The sequence below is a fragment of the Aliirhizobium smilacinae genome, assembly GCF_006335145.1.
Classification (GTDB): Bacteria; Pseudomonadota; Alphaproteobacteria; order Rhizobiales; family Rhizobiaceae; genus Neorhizobium; species Neorhizobium smilacinae.
Genome location: NZ_VDMN01000009.1, coordinates 104,655 through 121,438, shown reverse-complemented (window position 1 = coordinate 121,438; position 16,784 = coordinate 104,655). Strand labels below are relative to the sequence as shown.

At 58.6% G+C, this 16,784-nt stretch carries 15 protein-coding genes; 5 read left to right on the top strand and 10 right to left on the bottom strand.

Features of this window, described 5'->3' with window-relative positions; all coding sequences use genetic code 11:
* Nucleotides 1-13 precede the first annotated feature (13 nt).
* The 3 genes from FHP24_RS26365 (at nucleotide 14) to FHP24_RS26355 (ending at nucleotide 1,666) form a co-directional block, all read left to right on the top strand.
* Entirely contained in the window at nucleotides 14-616 is a 603-nt protein-coding gene (locus FHP24_RS26365) for a thermonuclease family protein (protein WP_246091951.1), read from the top strand.
* A gap of 1 nt (nucleotide 617) precedes the next feature.
* Nucleotides 618-932 (top strand): hypothetical protein, encoded by a 315-nt coding sequence (locus FHP24_RS26360; protein ID WP_139679221.1) that lies wholly within the window; start codon nucleotides 618-620, stop codon nucleotides 930-932.
* A 197-nt stretch (nucleotides 933-1,129) separates the two neighbouring features.
* Nucleotides 1,130-1,666, top strand: coding sequence for a hypothetical protein (locus FHP24_RS26355; RefSeq protein ID WP_139679220.1), 537 nt, complete (start codon nucleotides 1,130-1,132; stop codon nucleotides 1,664-1,666).
* A gap of 16 nt (nucleotides 1,667-1,682) precedes the next feature.
* Here FHP24_RS26355 and FHP24_RS26350 read toward each other — a convergent pair whose 3' ends face one another.
* A complete protein-coding gene (locus tag FHP24_RS26350) occupies nucleotides 1,683-2,018 on the bottom strand; it encodes a helix-turn-helix domain-containing protein (protein WP_139679219.1) in 336 nt (111 codons plus the stop codon).
* A 353-nt stretch (nucleotides 2,019-2,371) separates the two neighbouring features.
* Between FHP24_RS26350 and FHP24_RS26345 the strand changes: the two genes are divergently transcribed.
* Both FHP24_RS26345 and FHP24_RS26340 read left to right on the top strand, forming a co-directional pair.
* Nucleotides 2,372-2,656, top strand: a complete 285-nt coding sequence (locus FHP24_RS26345) for a hypothetical protein (RefSeq protein WP_139679218.1) — start codon at nucleotides 2,372-2,374, stop codon at nucleotides 2,654-2,656.
* A gap of 12 nt (nucleotides 2,657-2,668) precedes the next feature.
* Nucleotides 2,669-4,027 carry a hypothetical protein gene (locus FHP24_RS26340; RefSeq protein ID WP_139679217.1) on the top strand — a complete coding sequence of 453 codons (1,359 nt, stop codon included), beginning with the start codon at nucleotides 2,669-2,671 and terminating at the stop codon, nucleotides 4,025-4,027.
* Between the two features lie 212 nt (nucleotides 4,028-4,239).
* Here FHP24_RS26340 and FHP24_RS26335 read toward each other — a convergent pair whose 3' ends face one another.
* The 9 genes from FHP24_RS26335 to FHP24_RS26290 form a co-directional block, all read right to left on the bottom strand.
* Nucleotides 4,240-6,957: a type IV secretory system conjugative DNA transfer family protein gene (locus FHP24_RS26335; RefSeq protein WP_139679216.1), complete on the bottom strand. Its 2,718-nt coding sequence runs from the start codon at nucleotides 6,955-6,957 to the stop codon at nucleotides 4,240-4,242.
* A complete protein-coding gene (virB11, locus tag FHP24_RS26330; protein WP_139679215.1) occupies nucleotides 6,926-7,975 on the bottom strand; it encodes a P-type DNA transfer ATPase VirB11 in 1,050 nt (349 codons plus the stop codon). Before virB11 ends, FHP24_RS26335 begins: the two co-directional genes overlap by 32 nt.
* Nucleotides 7,972-9,336, bottom strand: a complete 1,365-nt coding sequence (virB10, locus tag FHP24_RS26325) for a type IV secretion system protein VirB10 (protein ID WP_139679214.1) — start codon at nucleotides 9,334-9,336, stop codon at nucleotides 7,972-7,974. The genes virB11 and virB10 overlap by 4 nt, the downstream gene beginning before the upstream one ends.
* Nucleotides 9,337-9,345: 9 nt before the next feature.
* Nucleotides 9,346-10,179 carry a TrbG/VirB9 family P-type conjugative transfer protein gene (locus tag FHP24_RS26320; protein ID WP_139679213.1) on the bottom strand — a complete coding sequence of 278 codons (834 nt, stop codon included), beginning with the start codon at nucleotides 10,177-10,179 and terminating at the stop codon, nucleotides 9,346-9,348.
* Nucleotides 10,176-10,910: a virB8 family protein gene (locus tag FHP24_RS26315; protein WP_139679212.1), complete on the bottom strand. Its 735-nt coding sequence runs from the start codon at nucleotides 10,908-10,910 to the stop codon at nucleotides 10,176-10,178. The genes FHP24_RS26320 and FHP24_RS26315 overlap by 4 nt, the downstream gene beginning before the upstream one ends.
* 67 nt (nucleotides 10,911-10,977) lie before the next feature.
* The gene (locus FHP24_RS26310) at nucleotides 10,978-12,180 is read right to left on the bottom strand and encodes a type IV secretion system protein (RefSeq protein ID WP_246091955.1); all 1,203 of its coding nucleotides are present in this window, start codon (nucleotides 12,178-12,180) and stop codon (nucleotides 10,978-10,980) included.
* A gap of 111 nt (nucleotides 12,181-12,291) precedes the next feature.
* Complete coding sequence (locus tag FHP24_RS26300) at nucleotides 12,292-13,086, bottom strand: conjugal transfer protein (protein ID WP_139679209.1); 795 nt, start codon at nucleotides 13,084-13,086, stop codon at nucleotides 12,292-12,294.
* Nucleotides 13,079-14,284, bottom strand: coding sequence for a lytic transglycosylase domain-containing protein (locus FHP24_RS26295; RefSeq protein WP_139679208.1), 1,206 nt, complete (start codon nucleotides 14,282-14,284; stop codon nucleotides 13,079-13,081). Before FHP24_RS26295 ends, FHP24_RS26300 begins: the two co-directional genes overlap by 8 nt.
* Nucleotides 14,262-16,781 (bottom strand): VirB4 family type IV secretion/conjugal transfer ATPase, encoded by a 2,520-nt coding sequence (locus FHP24_RS26290; RefSeq protein WP_139679207.1) that lies wholly within the window; start codon nucleotides 16,779-16,781, stop codon nucleotides 14,262-14,264. Before FHP24_RS26290 ends, FHP24_RS26295 begins: the two co-directional genes overlap by 23 nt.
* Nucleotides 16,782-16,784: the final 3 nt, after the last annotated feature.

Sequence of the window (16,784 nt, the reverse complement as noted above, 5' to 3'; positions counted from 1 at the left end):
GATCGCTTCGGGGATGCTGATCGTCTTCACTATCCTGCCCCTTCCATTGATGGCTCAATCCCGGCCAACCGATCTGCCGCGCCAGATTTATGGGGAGGTTCAGATCGTCGATAGCACGACCTTAGAGTTCGTCAGAACAAAACAGCTCGTACGACTGGCCGGATTTGAAGCGCCACGCCTCGATCAGATGGCAACCAGCGAAAGTGTCTCTTGGCCGGCTGGCCAAGTATCTCGGGCGTGGATGATACTGAGAACACTTGGGCAGGACGTCAATTGCGCGCCTGTCGGTCGCGATCGAAACAAGGTCCTCATCGCCCACTGCTTTGTCGGAGAGACAAACCTTGCAGCAACCGCGATCGCGGAGGGCATCGGATATGCGTTCAATTATCGCGACGAACCCAAGGTGCCGGCCTATTTCGATATAGAGAGGAAAGCGCGGGGGCTGGGCTATGGTGTATGGTCGTCGCCGACTCTCCCTCCGCCCTGGCTCTATTCGGCGCCGATGACAAAAGCTGCAGGGCAAGATCCCGAGCGGTCCGAACCCGTGCCCGGTCTACCCCTCCCTTTGCCGGTCGCCAAACAGACTGATGATATCAACAATGCGCATGGAGGCTGAGATGCGTCGCTTTCTCATAGTTCTTTCGACTGCAATTGTCCTGGGTTCGTCGAGCGGGATGGTCGCGCAGGCGCAGGACGCTGTCACGTCCTCACAGATCCAGCAGCGCGACCCTGACGTCTGCGGAGCCGCAGGATCCGGCTGCGATCCGGCCGAAGTTCAGCAATGGAAAGCGGTCGGCAACCGCATTGCCGATCTGTCGTCGGCCGATCTTAGTCAATACGCCTATGCGTGCGTTCAGCATCAAGACTGGAAACGCGAGTGCGAGACTGATCCCACCGCCGTCCTGAGACGGCTTGGTATCGAGGGATACTGAGCCATGTCGGCGAGATCGTCTGTTGTATGGCTGATCGCCGCGGTGCAGGCCGCGCAAGGCAATCCCGGAGGCAACATACATCGATATTCTCAACGCAACCGCTGTAATAAGCGGCCTGCACTGCTTTCATTCCGCCAAAGTCCGCGATGGCTAGGAGCAGCTACAAGAGGAAGAAATGGAGCCAGAGGGTGAAACGGATGCAGCCTGCTGTCGCCGCGCTGGTCAGCTCGGGGCTGGTGTTCATCGCAACATCGGCCAAATCGGAAGACGCGTCCTGGGGATGTCAGGTCTTGCTCTGCGCGGCCTCGCAAAATCCGTCTTGGCATGGTGTCGCCTATTGCGTTCCGCCCATGACAAAACTGATCTCCGCGATGAAAAGGCCGGGCTTCTCATGGCCGATCTGTCACGAAGCGAACGCCGGCAAACCCGGACATGAGGTCTACGAAGAGTGTCCAGCTGGTACGACGATCGGATATAGCCCGCAAGGGGACAATGATTGGCAAGGCGAACCAGATCAGTGCACCAGGACCATCAATGTCTGTCAGTCTTCAGGCAATCGAGACGTCAGCATGCAGGACGCTGGGGCGATTACCCGTGAAGTTTATGGGGATGGCAACGATGGCTGCCTGCAGCAGATTACAACACCGCGGCCTCGCCGGGCAGATCCTTATTTTTTCGACATTCTGAACGATGAGGGCGTGAAGCAGAGGTTCTGGTTCAATCTAAACCACTAGGCGCTCAGATGTTGCATCAGTCAGGAAGAACGCTCTTTTTCTTGCGCTGCGCCAGCAAGGCAGCAACGCGCGGGAGATCGGCTTCAGTGACGGTCAGGAGTTCCTCGATGCTGACATTCCATTCCTTCGCCATCTTGTCGAGAGTGGATAATTTGACGTCACGCATTCCGCGCATGACCTGCGACATATACGATTCCGTAAAGCCGAGCGGCTCAGCGAGTTCCTTATTTGTCGCTCCCCGCATACGTTTCAGCCGATCCAAGCCAATTGCGAGCCGATCCGAAAGGGGAAGTGTTTCCACCACCGAGATGTCGATCCACCCGGCGAACTCGTTTGCTTTCACACGCCCCATCTGCGGCCTTCTCCCAAATGACATGCTTTCGCCGAACGGTAACGTGCAACTCCCGGCCGACAGAGGAAGTCGCGATCCTGCAAAGACAGAGAGTTTTCACGGATCATGACACACCCAAGGCCAGAATTACCACAGAAGCTGAAACTGCTTATCCCTCTGCGTCCACGACCAGCTTCAACACATTTGCGACTGCTTACACCGGGGTGACAGATTCTCGCAATAGCACCATGTGACCGAACGTGTTGTCGATAGCTCGTGAAGGCGCAGACACCGGCCTGTTTGACCGTCGTTAGGATCATCCGTGTTGTTTAGCCGGTCACACGCAAAAGACGCACAAAGAAAGGAAGTGAGCAATGTTATTTGAGCCACGAAGCTACCGCATCCAGGTTCGAAGCCTTTTCGGTGCAATCGCCATTTTCGCAGTCGTCTTCATCTGCGCTAAGCTTGCCACTGCCGATGTACTGACGTTGGGTTACACGATGACAGTGCCGGTTTTCGTAATCCTGTCCTTTCTCATTGAAGATGCCCGTGTTGAAAACCATCGCTCCGGCGTGGTCTGGATTGAGATGGCGGTATCATTGGCGGCTGCGGCTGGCGTCGGCTATTTCGGATATTGCCTATGGCTGCTTGGCTATTGACGGTATCGCGAGATGCGGATCGTCGTTCGCAATAGCCCCGGCCACCACCTAGAGACGCTCACGAGTCATGAAGGAACCGCTCTTCGTGCCTGGTATGGCAATGCGGCGTCTAGGGAAGACGAGGCTGTCGCCCTTGCGGTGATCCGACGGGCAAAGGTTATGGACGGTTGGATCGCCTGTGACTGCGTGACCGAGCCGTTCCAGCCCTTGCTGGCGCCGATCCGGCAGGAGCGTACCTTCACGCTGCGGCGATTAAAGTCAAAGAGACTAGATGATCATCACGATGAATGGCGACCCAACCACGCCTCCTCCTGTCCATTTCATATCGACAAGGATAGCAGCCCGGCGCTGATCGACCACCAATTTCATATCCGCCCAATGCCGAAATCTGACAGGCGCCATGTCGATCCGCTACCTGCTATCCCCGATCGCCTTGCCAATCTATCAGAACGAGGGCTGCCGCGGTCAGCTGAGAGAAATGATCGCCCATCGAGGCTCGGGACCATTCTGTGGCGCGTTCTCGACAAGGCACAAATCAACATCATCCCACCGTTGCAGGATCGGCCTGAGTTTTCTCTCAAGAACCAGATCTCGAGATTTCGCACCGCGGCAAAGCATTTCAGAGTGTTACGGACCTGGACCTTCAATGCACTGATATCGACCTGGGCTGCGGATTACTGGGATGCCGACAGCCGATGGCAGGGCTTGCTCTCCGCGTCGCGCAAAGACTGGCCTCCAGCAGTCAGACGCACCGGGTTTATGCTCCTTTACGCCACGAGCGTATCTGCGCAGTCTATTATGCCGGCATCCTCTGCTCGAGTGCTCGATGTCATGGGCAAGGTTCGACAACCGCTCCGGGGCGATCCAGCGCATAGGGGACCGTATCTGGTTTTGCTCAACGCCGATTTCGAAGATGACGATAACGGGCCGGCCAGGGCGATCCAGGCTTATGCCCAGCCTGTCTACAATTCCGAAACGCTCTTCCCGATCGAATCGGGCTTCGAACGACAAGTGTCACACTTGCTGTTCTGGCTGCAGGACGCTCTTTTCGAAATGCTGCCGGACTTGCGGATCCGGATCGTCAAACCGCTCTTTGCATTAGAGGCGCGAAACGGCTTATGCCGACCAGACTTCGTCATCGAGGCTACCTATCGAGATAATCCGTGCACAACGCTCATCATCGAGGCGATGGGCATGGAAACAGAAGAATACCAAGCTGCGAAGGCAAAGACATTGCCGCGGATGGAGCAGATCGGGCCGGTCTTTCTGCTCACCCCCTCGGATCTTGCCAAGGATCAGGCTGTCACGTCAGCGCGCCGCCTACTGGCCTGGGTGATCGAACACATCCGTCATCCAACCGCCATATCGTAAGGCCTGGCCACGCTTCGAACGAATCAAATCGGCTCGTTATCGACGGCTATTGGAGACGTGCTTCGGTGCAGAGATATTCCGCACCTCGTTCCTCGAGGCAGTCATGCGCGCGACTTTGCGACCTGCCTGAAGATGGGGATCTCGAAACCTGCCCGATTGCAAACATGCCGGATACCGAATGCATATCGGCCGCTTGCGGCAGACTGGCCTGCCTAAGGCTCGACGGGTGCACAATCCTCGCCCAAAGGATCGCGGGCGGCCTCGGCAAACGCTCGCAGATATTTCCTCGAGTCGTCGTCCGATAGCCGATCGGACAAACGTTGGATCAGCAGGTCGACGTCCTTGTTGAGCTCAAGCACGTCAATCGAACTGTCATCTGTCCGCTGGAATAACACCTGGTTAAGGGCTTCGATATCCTTGCCAAAGACCTCCTTGACATCCTGCCGCCGTAGGACCGGCAAGCTACGTCGTGGTAGGCTCACCTCAGCAGAGGAAGTTGGCTCGGATACTGTCACCTCATTCCGGTCATCTGGGGCGCCAGGATAGATCTTCTGAACCAACGTCTCCTCGTCAATCTCAGGATCGATCCTGCCCTTGCTCGCAGGCGGTGGCTCGGATTTCCTGAATTGCCTCCCTCGTCCGGAAGTGGGGCGCTTCGTTTTCGAGTTGGGATCCGGAATCTTCGCTGACTGCTCAGCTTCCGCTACGCCGACGTCCCGTGTTTCGTCGAGATCAAGACGCTGGCGAAGCTCGTCAAGGGAGGAAATATAAACCTGCCGCACGCCATTCTTTACGGTAAATCGCGGGTCTTGCAGCCTATACCCCGGCGCTGTTGGTGCATCATCGTCACCTAAGGCAGGTTGGCCGCCATGCTCGATCGTCCACTCGATCGGCTCCATACAGGGCTTTGTCATTGATTTGAACCTTTGTACCTTGGCAAACATGCGTTCTCCGCCGGAATCAAGCTTCATAATCCGCATCAATGGCATTCCAGTCACCTGCAGAATTGCTTCTTCCGGCTTCATCATCATCAGCGTGTTGACGGAAAGCAGATCGACAGACACCGGGACTTTCGAGATTGAGCGCTGCCTTCGGCCATGGCGATGCGAATAAGAGGAATGCTCGACCCATTCCGTGGTCTTGCCCGCCGCCATGGACACCGCGGCCGCATCCTCCGGGTTCTGGAAGTTCATGAACAGCTTGATCGTCGAAGCCCCCATCAGGATCTTCTGGCCGGACCTTTGATAGAGGCGTTCAAGCTGGGCGCCGTCCTGAAGGATGAAGACAAAGCGAACCCCATTCTTGCGAATGAGCGGCGCGAGCGTCAGCACGGTGTCGATGCGGCCGCCATTGCCGAATTCGTCGAGCATCATCAGGACCTCGTGCTCGCCGTTCGGCAATGGCCCGAGCTGCACGAGCTTGTCGGCCATTTGCTGGATGAACATCGAGATCAGCCGCTCGTAGATCTGGATGGCGTTCCAGTCCGCCTGGATGAAGATGGCGAGCTTGCGCTTTCTGATCCCGTCGATGGGGATCGTGGTGATCGATGTAAGTGCCTCGACCATGGGGTTCTGCAGAAAATTGAGCTTGGCGACGATTTCCGCAGCGATCCCTTCGCCGAGCTTCTCATGGCGCCCGGCGAATTTTGTCAGCTGCATTCGGGTCTGGTCCGAGAGCACCGCCTCGTAATTTTCCAGGAGCTGGACGATCGCCTTCCGTTCGTCGGACATGGAGTTGAGGATGCGATAGAGCTCGCTCAGCGATTTGCGGGTATCGGGGCATTCGAGGACGAAGCCGAGCATCGCCGTCAGCAGGATCCTGGCACTCTCTTCCCAGAAATCCGAGGAGTCCGAGCGAAGCCGCTCGGGAAGCAGCATTTGCGTCAGCTTCTGCAGGTCAGTGATCCGCTGGTTCGGCTCGGTGCTGATCAGATCAAGCGGATTATAGCCATCGGTAAATCGGGAGCCCGGGGCCAGAAGAAAGATGTCGTAGCCTTTGTCCTTAAGGTAGCCCGAGGTCTCATCGAAAAGCTCGCCGCTCATATCGAGCACGACCTGCGACCCTTCAAAGCTCATCATCGTCGGGATGACGAAGCTGCGCGATTTACCTTGCCCGGGCGATCCGATGACCATGACATGCTGGTCGCCATCATTGCGCAGAAGCAGGCCCTGTTTCAGGCCAAGCACGATGCCATGCTTGTCTCGCAATCGAAAATCGGCGGCATCCTTCAGCGTCGCAAGCCTCGCCCGGCCCATGATCATCCGCTGACGCTTCTGAATGGCGGCCCCGATTGGAAAACCGACAAGGGCTCCTGCAGCGGCAAGCCCGGCCAGCGCCGCAAAGACGGTCTGGCGGGAGGGTTTCTGATAGGCTCCAGCCGCGTCCGTCGCACCGAAGGGGGCTTGATACATGGCGGCAAGGTGGTTGCCATAATAGCTGGCGATTGCGACGTGTTCACCTGCCTTGGTCGCGACCACGTAGAAGGCGATGCCGTAGACGATGGCGCCGGCATAGGCGGCGGCAAAAATCATCGCAGTCAGCGCGATCAGACTGAACATCGACCGGACGTGAAGCAGATAGAGGATCTTGCGCGAGAAGGCCCGTCCCGCCTTCAGCATCCAAAGGCTCAAAACGAAGAACAGGAACGGCGAGGATAGCGCTAAGGCGAGGACAGAAAGCCCGACGGTATTTCTCGTGTGGATGATCGACCAAGTGTAGCGCATGGCGTCGGTAAAGCGCACCACACCGACGTAGTCGAAATAGGACCCCTGTCCAAACGAGACGATATAGGCGTCGTATATCATCGCAAATACGAAGAGCCACAGGCCGGCCGCACCGATGATGGCGAATGGAAAGGTAAGCGGCGACGCGTTCTGCAGGCCTGACCACTTCGGGCGCTCAATCTCGGTGGGCGTGGATACGTTTGCCATCTTCATCGACCTCATCGGCAAAATAGATCTCGCTGACGCCGCGGCCGCCGATGGCATCACTCTTCTTCAGCTGGACCACGATCGGAATGATGGAGCGGATGTAACGAATGATATCATCCCGCTCCATGCGCACATTGCTGTTGAGCACCAGCGTCGACAGGCGATTGAAGGCGTGATGCGGCGAGTTCGCATGGATGGTCGACATCGAGCCGGGGTGACCCGTATTGATGGCATTGAGGAAGTCGAACGCCTCGTCACCTCGCAGCTCTCCCATGAAAATTCGGTCGGGCCTCAGGCGCAACGCGGTGGCGAGAAGATCGCCCATCGTCACCTTCGCCTCCCCCTGCCCACCTTTCGAGACGAGCAGTGACACGACATTGTCCTGGCGAGTGTCGAGCTCTGCGGTGTCCTGCATCAGGATGAACCGCTCCTGATTGGGGATAGCGGTCAGCATCGTGTTGAGAAAAGTGGTCTTGCCGGTCGATGTGCCGCCAGAGATCAGCATGCTTCGATGGTTCATCGCCGCGAGTTCGAGGAAAGCTCGGACCTGTCGAGCCCGCAGAAGCCGGGACAGTTCGATGTCGACGTCATCGATATAGTCGTTACCGGTGACCTTGGTGAAGCGGAAGGCGCCGGCCCGTTCATAGTCGTTCAGATCGAAGCGGCGGATGAACTGCTTGCGGATCGAAAACGCATGGCCGGTCGCAGACGTCGGGTTGAGCACGAACTGGACACGCTCCCCGCCTGTCAGCGTTGCCGACAGCAACGGGTTTTCGGCATTGACCGTCTGCTTCGTGAAGGATGCCGCCCGGGAAGCCATGTGGCGGATCGCCTCCTGGTGGAGACCTTCGACCCGCTCCCTCACCATGGCGAGATGGCCGATCTTCTCCAGCCAGACCTCATCATTGGCCTGGCAGGATATCTCGACAATGCCCGGATCATCGAGAAATCGCCGGATCGGCTCCAAGGCTTCGGCCAGGAAATGGTGCTCTGCCGAGATTGCGGGACGGGCGTTCATTTGCCACCTCTTTGCCTGCGCAACCGATCAAACTCCTCGCGGACCGGATCGGGATAAAGGCCGGCGAAATCGAGGTCGCGTGTGACAAAGACATTTATGTCGGAGCCTTGGCGGACATGGATGGTCGGACGAACGTTGCGGCTATCCTGGAATGCTTCAGTACCCAGTTGCTGGATGCCGGATGCGATCGTCTCGGCAGCGATCTGACGGGCGCGATCCTGGGATGTGTCGCCGCTGTTTTGAGGGACCTGCGTAACGCTTCCGTCACTGTTGACCACGGTGATGTACTGGTTGTCCTTTTGACCGAGCTGCGCGATGTATTGGGTGGCGCCTCCGATCAGGGTCATCAGCGCCGGCGGCCCGAACCGCTCCCAGTATTTCCGGTCGACACTCCCGGTCATGCCCGAGCGCCCAAGCCGGTCTGTTCCGTAAGAGCCGAGCTGCACCGAGACCCCATCACCACGGATCATCCTCGTCCAGACGATCAGGATCCGCTCCTGCCCACGCTCGACGCCGGATTTGTAGTCTCCGATCAGCGACGAACCAGCGGGAATCAGGATCCGTCGGCCGTCGAAGGAGTAGACGTCTTCCCGCACGCCCCCCTTCACCATCCCGGCAAGATCGGAATTGATGGCGGTCTCCAGCGTTCCACGAATCATCGTGCCTTGCGGAATCCATGCGTCGGTCCGACGGTTCTCGGTGGCAACCGAGACCTGTACCCCCTGCCCGCCCATTGCCTTGAGGAAAGCCCTGTCACGATCATTGGCGCCATCGACTGCGCCGCCATTGTCGGATGCGGGTGCGGCATCAGCACCCGACGCCGACCCCATGCCGAATGGCGCGGCACCCGCCCCTGAGGTCGTGGCCTGCGCAGCACCTTGGGCCTCATTCGTCTTGTCGAAGACCATGGCCGAGGACCGCACGCGCTCGAGAAGCTTGGCCTGGCGGGCGAGCTCAATGCAACGGGGATTGTCTGGATTCTTGCCTCTCGTGCAATCGACCTCCGCCGGCGGAAGTGCGGGGGCAGCAGTCGGCACGACGGGGGCCGGCGGCGGTGGCGGTGGAGGAGGCGGCGCCTCCGGCACCTGAACGGTCGGCAATGGCGGCGGTGCGGGTGTTCTGAACCCCTCGTTTCGGGGCGTCTGCACTGGGCGGAATTCTTCGCGCGGCGTGTTGTCGACAACCTGCTCCAGTTCGCCGCTGGAAAGGAGAAAGTAGAGAACAACAACAACACCGGCGATCGCCGCAACCACTGCGAATGGGCGCATCAGCCCGATCCCGGCCCGTCTGACCGGTCCGCCGAGCGACGCATCACCATCCAGCGAGCCATAATTGGGCGAATTGAAGTTGGGATCCGACATTGTGCCCTCCTATCGTGATTGTGAGTGTTGCGGGCCGGTTACGCCGCCCATGCGCTTCGGGGCAACGGCACCTTCAATCGGTGCGGGGATGTCCACTGGCACGGTCCGCAGATTGAAGAGGCATGTCTCTTCTTCCGTGCCATAGCGCAGCGACCACTGGCGCGAGACCTTGTCGATAACGATGTAGTCGGCTTCGCGCCGATGGTTCACGAGGCTTTCCCTGCGCTTCGCATCGACGATGAAAATTGCCGGAATATCGCCACTGAACTTCATGAATGTCTTCAGCCCGTCATCGAAGACCCAGACGGGCTTGGCCGCATCGTTGCCCTTGAAGCCATAGTCATAGTTGACCTTGTCGCGGCGGATGTTCTTGATGTTCGGATTGCGCTGCGCATCCTGCGCCTGCTTCCAGAGCTCGGCCGTACCTTTGAGACCGGCATCTTCTGGATAGGTGAACCTCAGCTTAAAGGTCTGGTTCTGCATCGCTTTGCTGTCATTGACCCGCAGATCGAAGGAATAGGTTCGCTTTGTCGTCACCACGGAAAGGTTGGTAGCAGCATCCTTCTCCATCGGCTTCAGGGTCAACGATCGCCTGTCGGCAGAGGTGAGGATCTGCCAGGACACGGTGTCGCCGGCGACGACCTGTGTGATGTCCTCATCTGCGCCAAACAGGATGGTGGTCACCAGACCGTAGGTGCCGGTCACTTGGAAGACCTGCTCGGCGGAATAGGGCAGCGAGCGGATCCGCGGGTCGAGCCTGCCTGGTCGCGCCAACAATTCAGCGTTCGCGATTGTCGGCTCAAGGACCGACAGGACAAAGAGTGCGATGATCCATCGCTTCATGGCACGAGCCCCGACGGCATGTTTTCCGGAACCTTGGCGTATTCCGTCACGACAAAGCCGAGAGGATTGTAAAGACGGACGCGATTGCTTGCAGGGAGATTGATCTGCCGAAACCGCACGGTCGCCGACCAGCGATTGACGACGTCCCCGCCGCGGCGCCGCTCCCGCGTTTCGAAACGCACGGCCATGGTCGAGGCGTTGAGCGGATTGACCGACAGGATCTCCGGATGAATGTCGCCAGTCGCGCCCATGGTCTTGACCGGCCCCCGGGGGTTGCTGGGGTTCATCCAATCTTCGTAATCTTTGAAGGCCAAGGAATTCGGCTCCGACCAGAGCGCGATCATGTCGAAATTGTCGGAGAGGTAGCGAGGGTCGTATGTCTCGCGGCGGACGACGTAGTTTCCGACAAAGGACGCCTGCACCGCTGGAAGTTCCGAGACGCCCGAGCGATCCTTTTCGAGCGTCGTGACGGTTTCCATGTAGCCGGTATTCTTATCGACGATCAGCGGCACGACCTCGGTGCGCACAAGCGGGAATAGCTGCGCGACCGAGAAAGACAAGATGCCGGCGATGGCCCAGCCGGCGACCGCAAAGACCAGCAGGATCATACCGATCAATGTCCGCAGCGACCTGTTCTTCTCACCCCAGGAATGATGTTGATCGTAAATGTCTTCTTGGCCGGCAACCTTATCGGTCGGCTCGGTTCGCACCTGTTTCGTAATGAGTGTCAAAATCGATCCCCGAAATGCGTGTTATGAAAAAGTTCTCCGTCGTCGTCCCGCAGTTAGAGCCTTTCCCTCACCCACCACTGCGACGTCGCAAAGTCAGCATCCGGCCTAGTGCGCCCGAGGTGGCCATACCTCGACCGGCAAGGGCGCCGGCCACCAGCGCGCCTTTCGGCCCGGCCAACATGCCAAGGGCGACGGCGGCGGCTTGTCCGCTGCGCGAACTGCTTGAGGAAAGCGCTCGGCGCGCCGAGCCGTAAATGGTATCGACATAACCCCCGCCCGGAGCGCCGTCCGTGGCTGCTCCGTAAGCGAAGGCCTTTGCGAAATCCGGGACTTGGAAAATGAAGTAAGCAATCAGTGCCAGGTAAAGCACCATGGCAACAACGATCGCCAGCGCGTTCTCGCTTGTCGCCATGTCATCATTGACCGTCTCCATCATGCCGATAAGGAACCCGAACGAGAGCCCCGCCATGATGTAGGTGAAGAGCAGCATAAACATGCCGAAGGCAACGCCCTTTACCCAAGCATCGAAGACGAAGCGGGTGATGCCGAAGAAGTAGCAGAGGATCGCGATCGGTCCGATTGCGAGCATGACGGCGGTGATCATCTTGGCAAACAGCGTGACACCGGTGAGAATCAGCAGCATCGGCAAGAGACCGAAGACCAGCACAATGAAAACCACGACGGCGCCGGTCACGTTCGGCAGCCAACCCGATTCATAAGAATTGAACAGCTGCATGGCGAAGTCGTAGACTTTTCGCGCCATTGACGCGACCTGTTGAGCCAAATCGGCTCCTGCCGACTGCCCGCCCATGGCCGAGGAAATCGCCGATCCGAGATCCTGCGGTGAGGAGAGCACGAAGTGGCCGATATTGTCGTAGAACGTCGCCCAGGACATGATCAGAGCATAGGCAAGGGCGACCTTAAAACCCGTGATCGCCATATCGGCCATTGAAATCCGGGTCTGGCCGAGGGCTGCCATCATGAAGTAAACCGCAAGAAAGATTGCTAGGATGGCGCTGACAAGTTCGCCGTTCTCAGCAAACATTCCCCATGCCCGCTCCAGTGAAGCCTCATTGATCTTGTCGAAATATCTGAGCGCATCGCCATAGAAATTAATCGCGTAGCTGACCGGATCCATTTCGTCCCCTAAAACCCTGTTGGCGGGCTGGAATTGCCGGCTAGAACTGATTGGCGGGTTGCATCGTCCCGCAATCACGCGGCAGCACCGCATCGAACGCTGTCGCGGACTCTTCAAGCTGCTCCGGCCCATAGCCAAGCGCGGGCACCGGGCTGTCGTCGGCCGAGCATTTCGCCAGATGCTCGTATTTCCCGGCACAACCGCCGAGAGCCAGGGAAAGACCCACGATCACCACCAAAACCCTCATTGGGACTGCTCCTCGAAGGCTTCCAGTTGATCACGCACCGACGCGGTCTCGGTGGTGGATGAGCTGCCATCACGGATGACGCTTTCTGGTAGCGTGGCGAAAGTCTTCAGGTTCTGTGAAGAAGTCGCGAGAGCCGCCTTGTATTGCTGGTTCAACAGCATGACTTGGTTGTTGAGAGAACCAACGGCCTCATTGGCGGTCTGGTTTCCCTGCAGCACCATCTGAGTGTTCTGCTCCAGCGCGCCTTTCAGGTCCTGCGCCGAGCCGATCTTCTCGGTCGCCTGGATGAAGGAATTCTGGCGGTCTTTCGTCGCACTGTTCATCGCGTCGGTCAGCGCTGTCAGGGTCGTCAAGGCATTTATCCCTTGAGAATAGGCCTGATTGGCACCTGACAGTTCGCCGCCCTTGGCCGTATCGACGACCATTCTCACGAGGTTGAGACCGTTGATCAGTTTGGCGGCCGTGTTCTGGAACTGGCCGCTGATACCGCCGAACACAGCCTGGTTGCTCGACAGGATCGAGTTGAAGTCAGGTGCCTGCCCCATGCTGAAGCCATTGCCGGTGGCAAGCTTGGCAAACTGGCTGGCATCCTGTGTGCGATCACCGACGATAGCCTGCAGCGTCTTCGTCACGTTATCCTTGACGACCGACGTATCCTGCTGGATCTGTTTTGACAGCCGCTCGATTTCTTGCGCTGCGGCGATATTGGCCGAGTCCTTGACCGGAACCTGTGCGAAGGCGTGTGGCGTGGCGGCTAGACCGAGCCCAATGGCAAGAACAATCCTATTCATAAGCCTCTCCTTTGCTGTTTCGTGAGTTTTCCGTTGGCCGGGCATCGACGACCGTCACCAATCCAAGCACCGGATCCTGCATCGCCGAGAAGGTCGCTGTGTCACCATTGGCGCGCGCCGCATCCTGAAGGTCCTCAAGCCAGCGCCCTATCTGCTCTGTCGTGGCGTTCGCCGGGACGGCAAAGCAGCGTGTGCTGCCGGTATCGATGATCGTCGTCGGGCACTGGATCTGTGCCATGATCAGCGAGCCGTCATTGTCCCTCGAATTCCCGCCGCCCGAACCCCGTAGACTGGCAGATGACGATTGCAGGCCAGCCTGGAGGCGCTGCAGATACTGCTGGTTTGCTACGAGCGATTTCTGGGCGAAAGCATTCCAGTTGGTCGCGCGTTCGACCTGCACCTGTGTGTTGCGGTCGACAGCCTTTTTCAGCTGCTCGCCGCAACCCGTGGTATCGCTGACGGTTTCTGGCTCGGTCGTCGCAGTTCCATTCGGCGTCCGGTCTCCATTTTCGCCCTTGTTGCGCTCGTAATACCCTGAGACCTTTTTGACGTAGTCCTGGGTCTCGGCAATCTTCGGGATCTGGCCGTTTTGAAGCGATTGCCGATAGGGGCCAGCATTGTAGCCTGCGGCGATCAGGTCGTAACGGTCGCCGAACATGCCCTGGAGCTGCTTGATGTACTTGACCCCGCCGCGGATATTGTCCTGCGTATCGTAGGGGTTCACACCAAGCCCTGCTGCCGTCCCCGGCATCAGCTGCATCACGCCGGTCGCGCCCACCCCGGAACGGGCCGATTGGCGGAAGCGCGATTCCTGTTCGGCGATCGCCATAGCAAAATTGGGGTCAACACCTTGCCGGATCGCTTCGTCGCGGACCATGCGGGCGACTTCCTGCTGGCTTGGGGTCCGTTTCGATGGGCCAGCGGGCGCAGTTTCCCCGGCCATTCCGGCCGCCGAACAATCTGCCGGCGCCCCGGATCCCTGTCCCGGAGCGACGCTATCGGTCGTCCCACCGGAAGCGCCTTTGACGCTTTGCGTGTCAGCCTGGTAGGGCTGGTAACTATCGCGGGTCGCCTCGTCGCTTTTCAGGCGGGTATCATCGATTACTGGGACCTGCGCGCGCGCGACCGAGGGCACCATGATGGTGGCAATCGCAAGCGCACCGACGGTTGCCAGTTCAGGAAGTCGTGGCGTGGTCATCGGACGCGTCCCCTTCCCAGTCGCAGAATTTCGACAGCCAGCCCTTCGGGTCCTCACCGTATTCGTCGCGGAGCATCTCCACCTCGCGAACGGTCTCTTCCCGCCCTGACAAGACCTTGATGAATTCGGGCATATGGGACATGTCTACACGCGCGATCACGCTGCTTTTCGCTTGCTTGATCAGCATGAAACGAGAGCTCGGATCGCCGTTCTTGACCCAGTCGAATTCGGCTCTCGATAAGCCAAAGTGCTCCATGTACGAGCTCTCGTCGGCCTTAGGATTGGCGAAGAATATATTGGTGGAGGTCTGTTCGATGATGGTGCGGCTGACACTCGATTGGACCACGTCGTCGGCCGACTGCGTCCCGAAGATCACCAGGCCATTCCGCTTTCGGATGGTCTTGAAATAATCCTTCATGGTGCGCTTGAACTCGTCGTCGTCGAGCAACTTCCAGGCTTCGTCCATCAGATTGATGATCGGCGCCTTGCCGTCGTAGATCCTTTCGAGGCGATGGAACATGTAGAGGAGTGCGGCGGTGCGAACCGTCGGATCGTCGAGGATCGAGGTCATGTCGAAGCCGATCATCGGACGGGAAATGTCGAGCCTGTCGTCGGCATTGTCGAAGAGCCAGGCATAGGGTCCCTTGTCGACCCACTTGTCGAGCCTGGCGATCAGACTGCCCTCGGTGCGCTCGCTGCCGGCAAGAAGCGCACGCAAGGACGAAAGGCGCCGATAGGACCTGTCCTTGGTCTTAAGGACGGACTTGATGGCATTGCGGATAATCGCCTCTTCCTGAGGCGAGAGGCTTTCTCCCTGCTTTGTCGGCTTCAGCATGAAGCTGAGCAGGCCATAGAGAAAGACGCGATTTTCCTCGGTATCGTCGAGAAGCAACGGGTTCCAGCCCGAGGGCTCTCCCGGCTCCAGCGCCATGTAGGTGCCGCCCGCGGCCCTGACCATGATGTCGAGGCCCCTGTCTTTGTCGAAGACGATCGTCTTCAGCCGCGGACTGACGCGATAAGCCTGAAGGATCAGGAAGGACATGATCACCGTCTTGCCAGAACCGGTCGGTCCGAAGACGGTCGCATGCCCCACATCGCCCTGATGGAAATTAAAGAAAAACGGCGTGCCGGACGTCGTCTCGAAGATCGTGATCGCCGGTCCCCAATGATTGCCGTCAGGCTTGCCATAAGGATAAGCGTGGAAGCTGCTTAATCCGGCACAGTTCAAGGTTGAGATCATCGCGCGGCGTGCGATATAGGCCTGATTGCCCGGAAGTTGCGCCCAGTAGGCAGGCTCAGTATTGAGGTCCTCGCGGACATAGGATGCGCCGAGCGCGCCCAGCTCATTGCCGATCAGGGCGACCGCATCATCGAGCCGGGCGATGGATTTGGCGATCGGCATGACGGTCAGATGATGTTCGGCGAACGCTACACGCTTACGGGCAAGCTCGTCCCGAGCGATATCGAGATTGGCCTGGACACTCGATCCGCCCTCGTCCGCTTTCGACATTTGCCGATCGAGACGCTCGATGCGGCCCCGTGCGGACATGTCGTCGACAAAGGACATCGACTGGGTCAACACCATTTCGAATGGCAGCTTGAGGATATAGTCGAGCATGCCAGCCCCGGTCTCGGGCGGGTATTCCTTCAACGACACCATGGCGGCAAACCGGTCGTCGCCGGCCGTATCGCCCCCAAGATGAATGAGGCGGTTGCCGATCGAGGTGCGGCGCGCCGGCAGCATTTCATCGATCGGTGTATTGCCGAGACGGACCGGACGCACGCGGCCACCATTCAGCAGGGTGTAAAAGAACTCGCATTGTTCGGAGAACCAGATCTTTCGAGCGCCCTCCTCCAGAACGGCATCGTCGGCGATCGCCTTGTAAATCGCACGACCATGGCCAAGATCGGCCGCGATGCGCTGGACGTCGCGCAGAACCTTAGGACTGTAGACGGCAAGCGACTTTTCCAGCGCCCGGGTGGCCTCGACCAGCCGTTCCCGCATCGCCCGGAACTGCTCCTTACGAACGACATTGCCGCCGATGCCCATGAGGCGAGACAGGGTCGACCCCTTTTTGAACAAGGGCCGGACGACCAGCGAGACATAGGTATCGTTGACGAACATCTCGTTCCTGGAGATGCTCGACTGATAGACGTGGTCGAGACGCTGCATGAACGGATCGGCAAAGGTCGAGGGCAGCGATGGCGCAACCTTGCGCCTGATGACATGCGTGTAGAGTGCGAAATTGCCGATGGAGGAGATCGCACGGAAGGCAGCGTTGCGCTGGCGCTGCAGCATGTTGATTGTTTCGATGTCGGCGGTTTCGAAGGAGAACCCGGTCAGCTGGATGGTCGAGACCAGGCAATCGTTCTTCAGCCGGATGATGCCGTTTTCGATTGGGACATAAAAAGGGACATGGGTCGCGACGCTCTTGTCTGCGAAGATCTCCCAACCTTTCGACAGGCTTCCTTTCAAGGAACGTGCCATCGTGCTCATCAC

Coding starts and splice junctions, on each gene's coding strand:
- FHP24_RS26295 (WP_139679208.1), bottom strand. CDS start 14,284: ATGACCACGCCACGACTTCCTGAACTGGCAACCGTCGGTGCGCTTGCG.
- FHP24_RS26350 (WP_139679219.1), bottom strand. CDS start 2,018: ATGGGGCGTGTGAAAGCAAACGAGTTCGCCGGGTGGATCGACATCTCG.
- FHP24_RS26365 (WP_246091951.1), top strand. CDS start 14: ATGCTGATCGTCTTCACTATCCTGCCCCTTCCATTGATGGCTCAATCC.
- FHP24_RS26300 (WP_139679209.1), bottom strand. CDS start 13,086: ATGAATAGGATTGTTCTTGCCATTGGGCTCGGTCTAGCCGCCACGCCA.
- FHP24_RS26335 (WP_139679216.1), bottom strand. CDS start 6,957: ATGGCAAACGTATCCACGCCCACCGAGATTGAGCGCCCGAAGTGGTCA.
- FHP24_RS26320 (WP_139679213.1), bottom strand. CDS start 10,179: ATGAAGCGATGGATCATCGCACTCTTTGTCCTGTCGGTCCTTGAGCCG.
- virB11 (WP_139679215.1), bottom strand. CDS start 7,975: ATGAACGCCCGTCCCGCAATCTCGGCAGAGCACCATTTCCTGGCCGAA.
- FHP24_RS26345 (WP_139679218.1), top strand. CDS start 2,372: ATGTTATTTGAGCCACGAAGCTACCGCATCCAGGTTCGAAGCCTTTTC.
- virB10 (WP_139679214.1), bottom strand. CDS start 9,336: ATGTCGGATCCCAACTTCAATTCGCCCAATTATGGCTCGCTGGATGGT.
- FHP24_RS26310 (WP_246091955.1), bottom strand. CDS start 12,180: ATGGGCCGGAGCAGCTTGAAGAGTCCGCGACAGCGTTCGATGCGGTGC.
- FHP24_RS26290 (WP_139679207.1), bottom strand. CDS start 16,781: ATGAGCACGATGGCACGTTCCTTGAAAGGAAGCCTGTCGAAAGGTTGG.
- FHP24_RS26355 (WP_139679220.1), top strand. CDS start 1,130: ATGCAGCCTGCTGTCGCCGCGCTGGTCAGCTCGGGGCTGGTGTTCATC.
- FHP24_RS26360 (WP_139679221.1), top strand. CDS start 618: ATGCGTCGCTTTCTCATAGTTCTTTCGACTGCAATTGTCCTGGGTTCG.
- FHP24_RS26340 (WP_139679217.1), top strand. CDS start 2,669: ATGCGGATCGTCGTTCGCAATAGCCCCGGCCACCACCTAGAGACGCTC.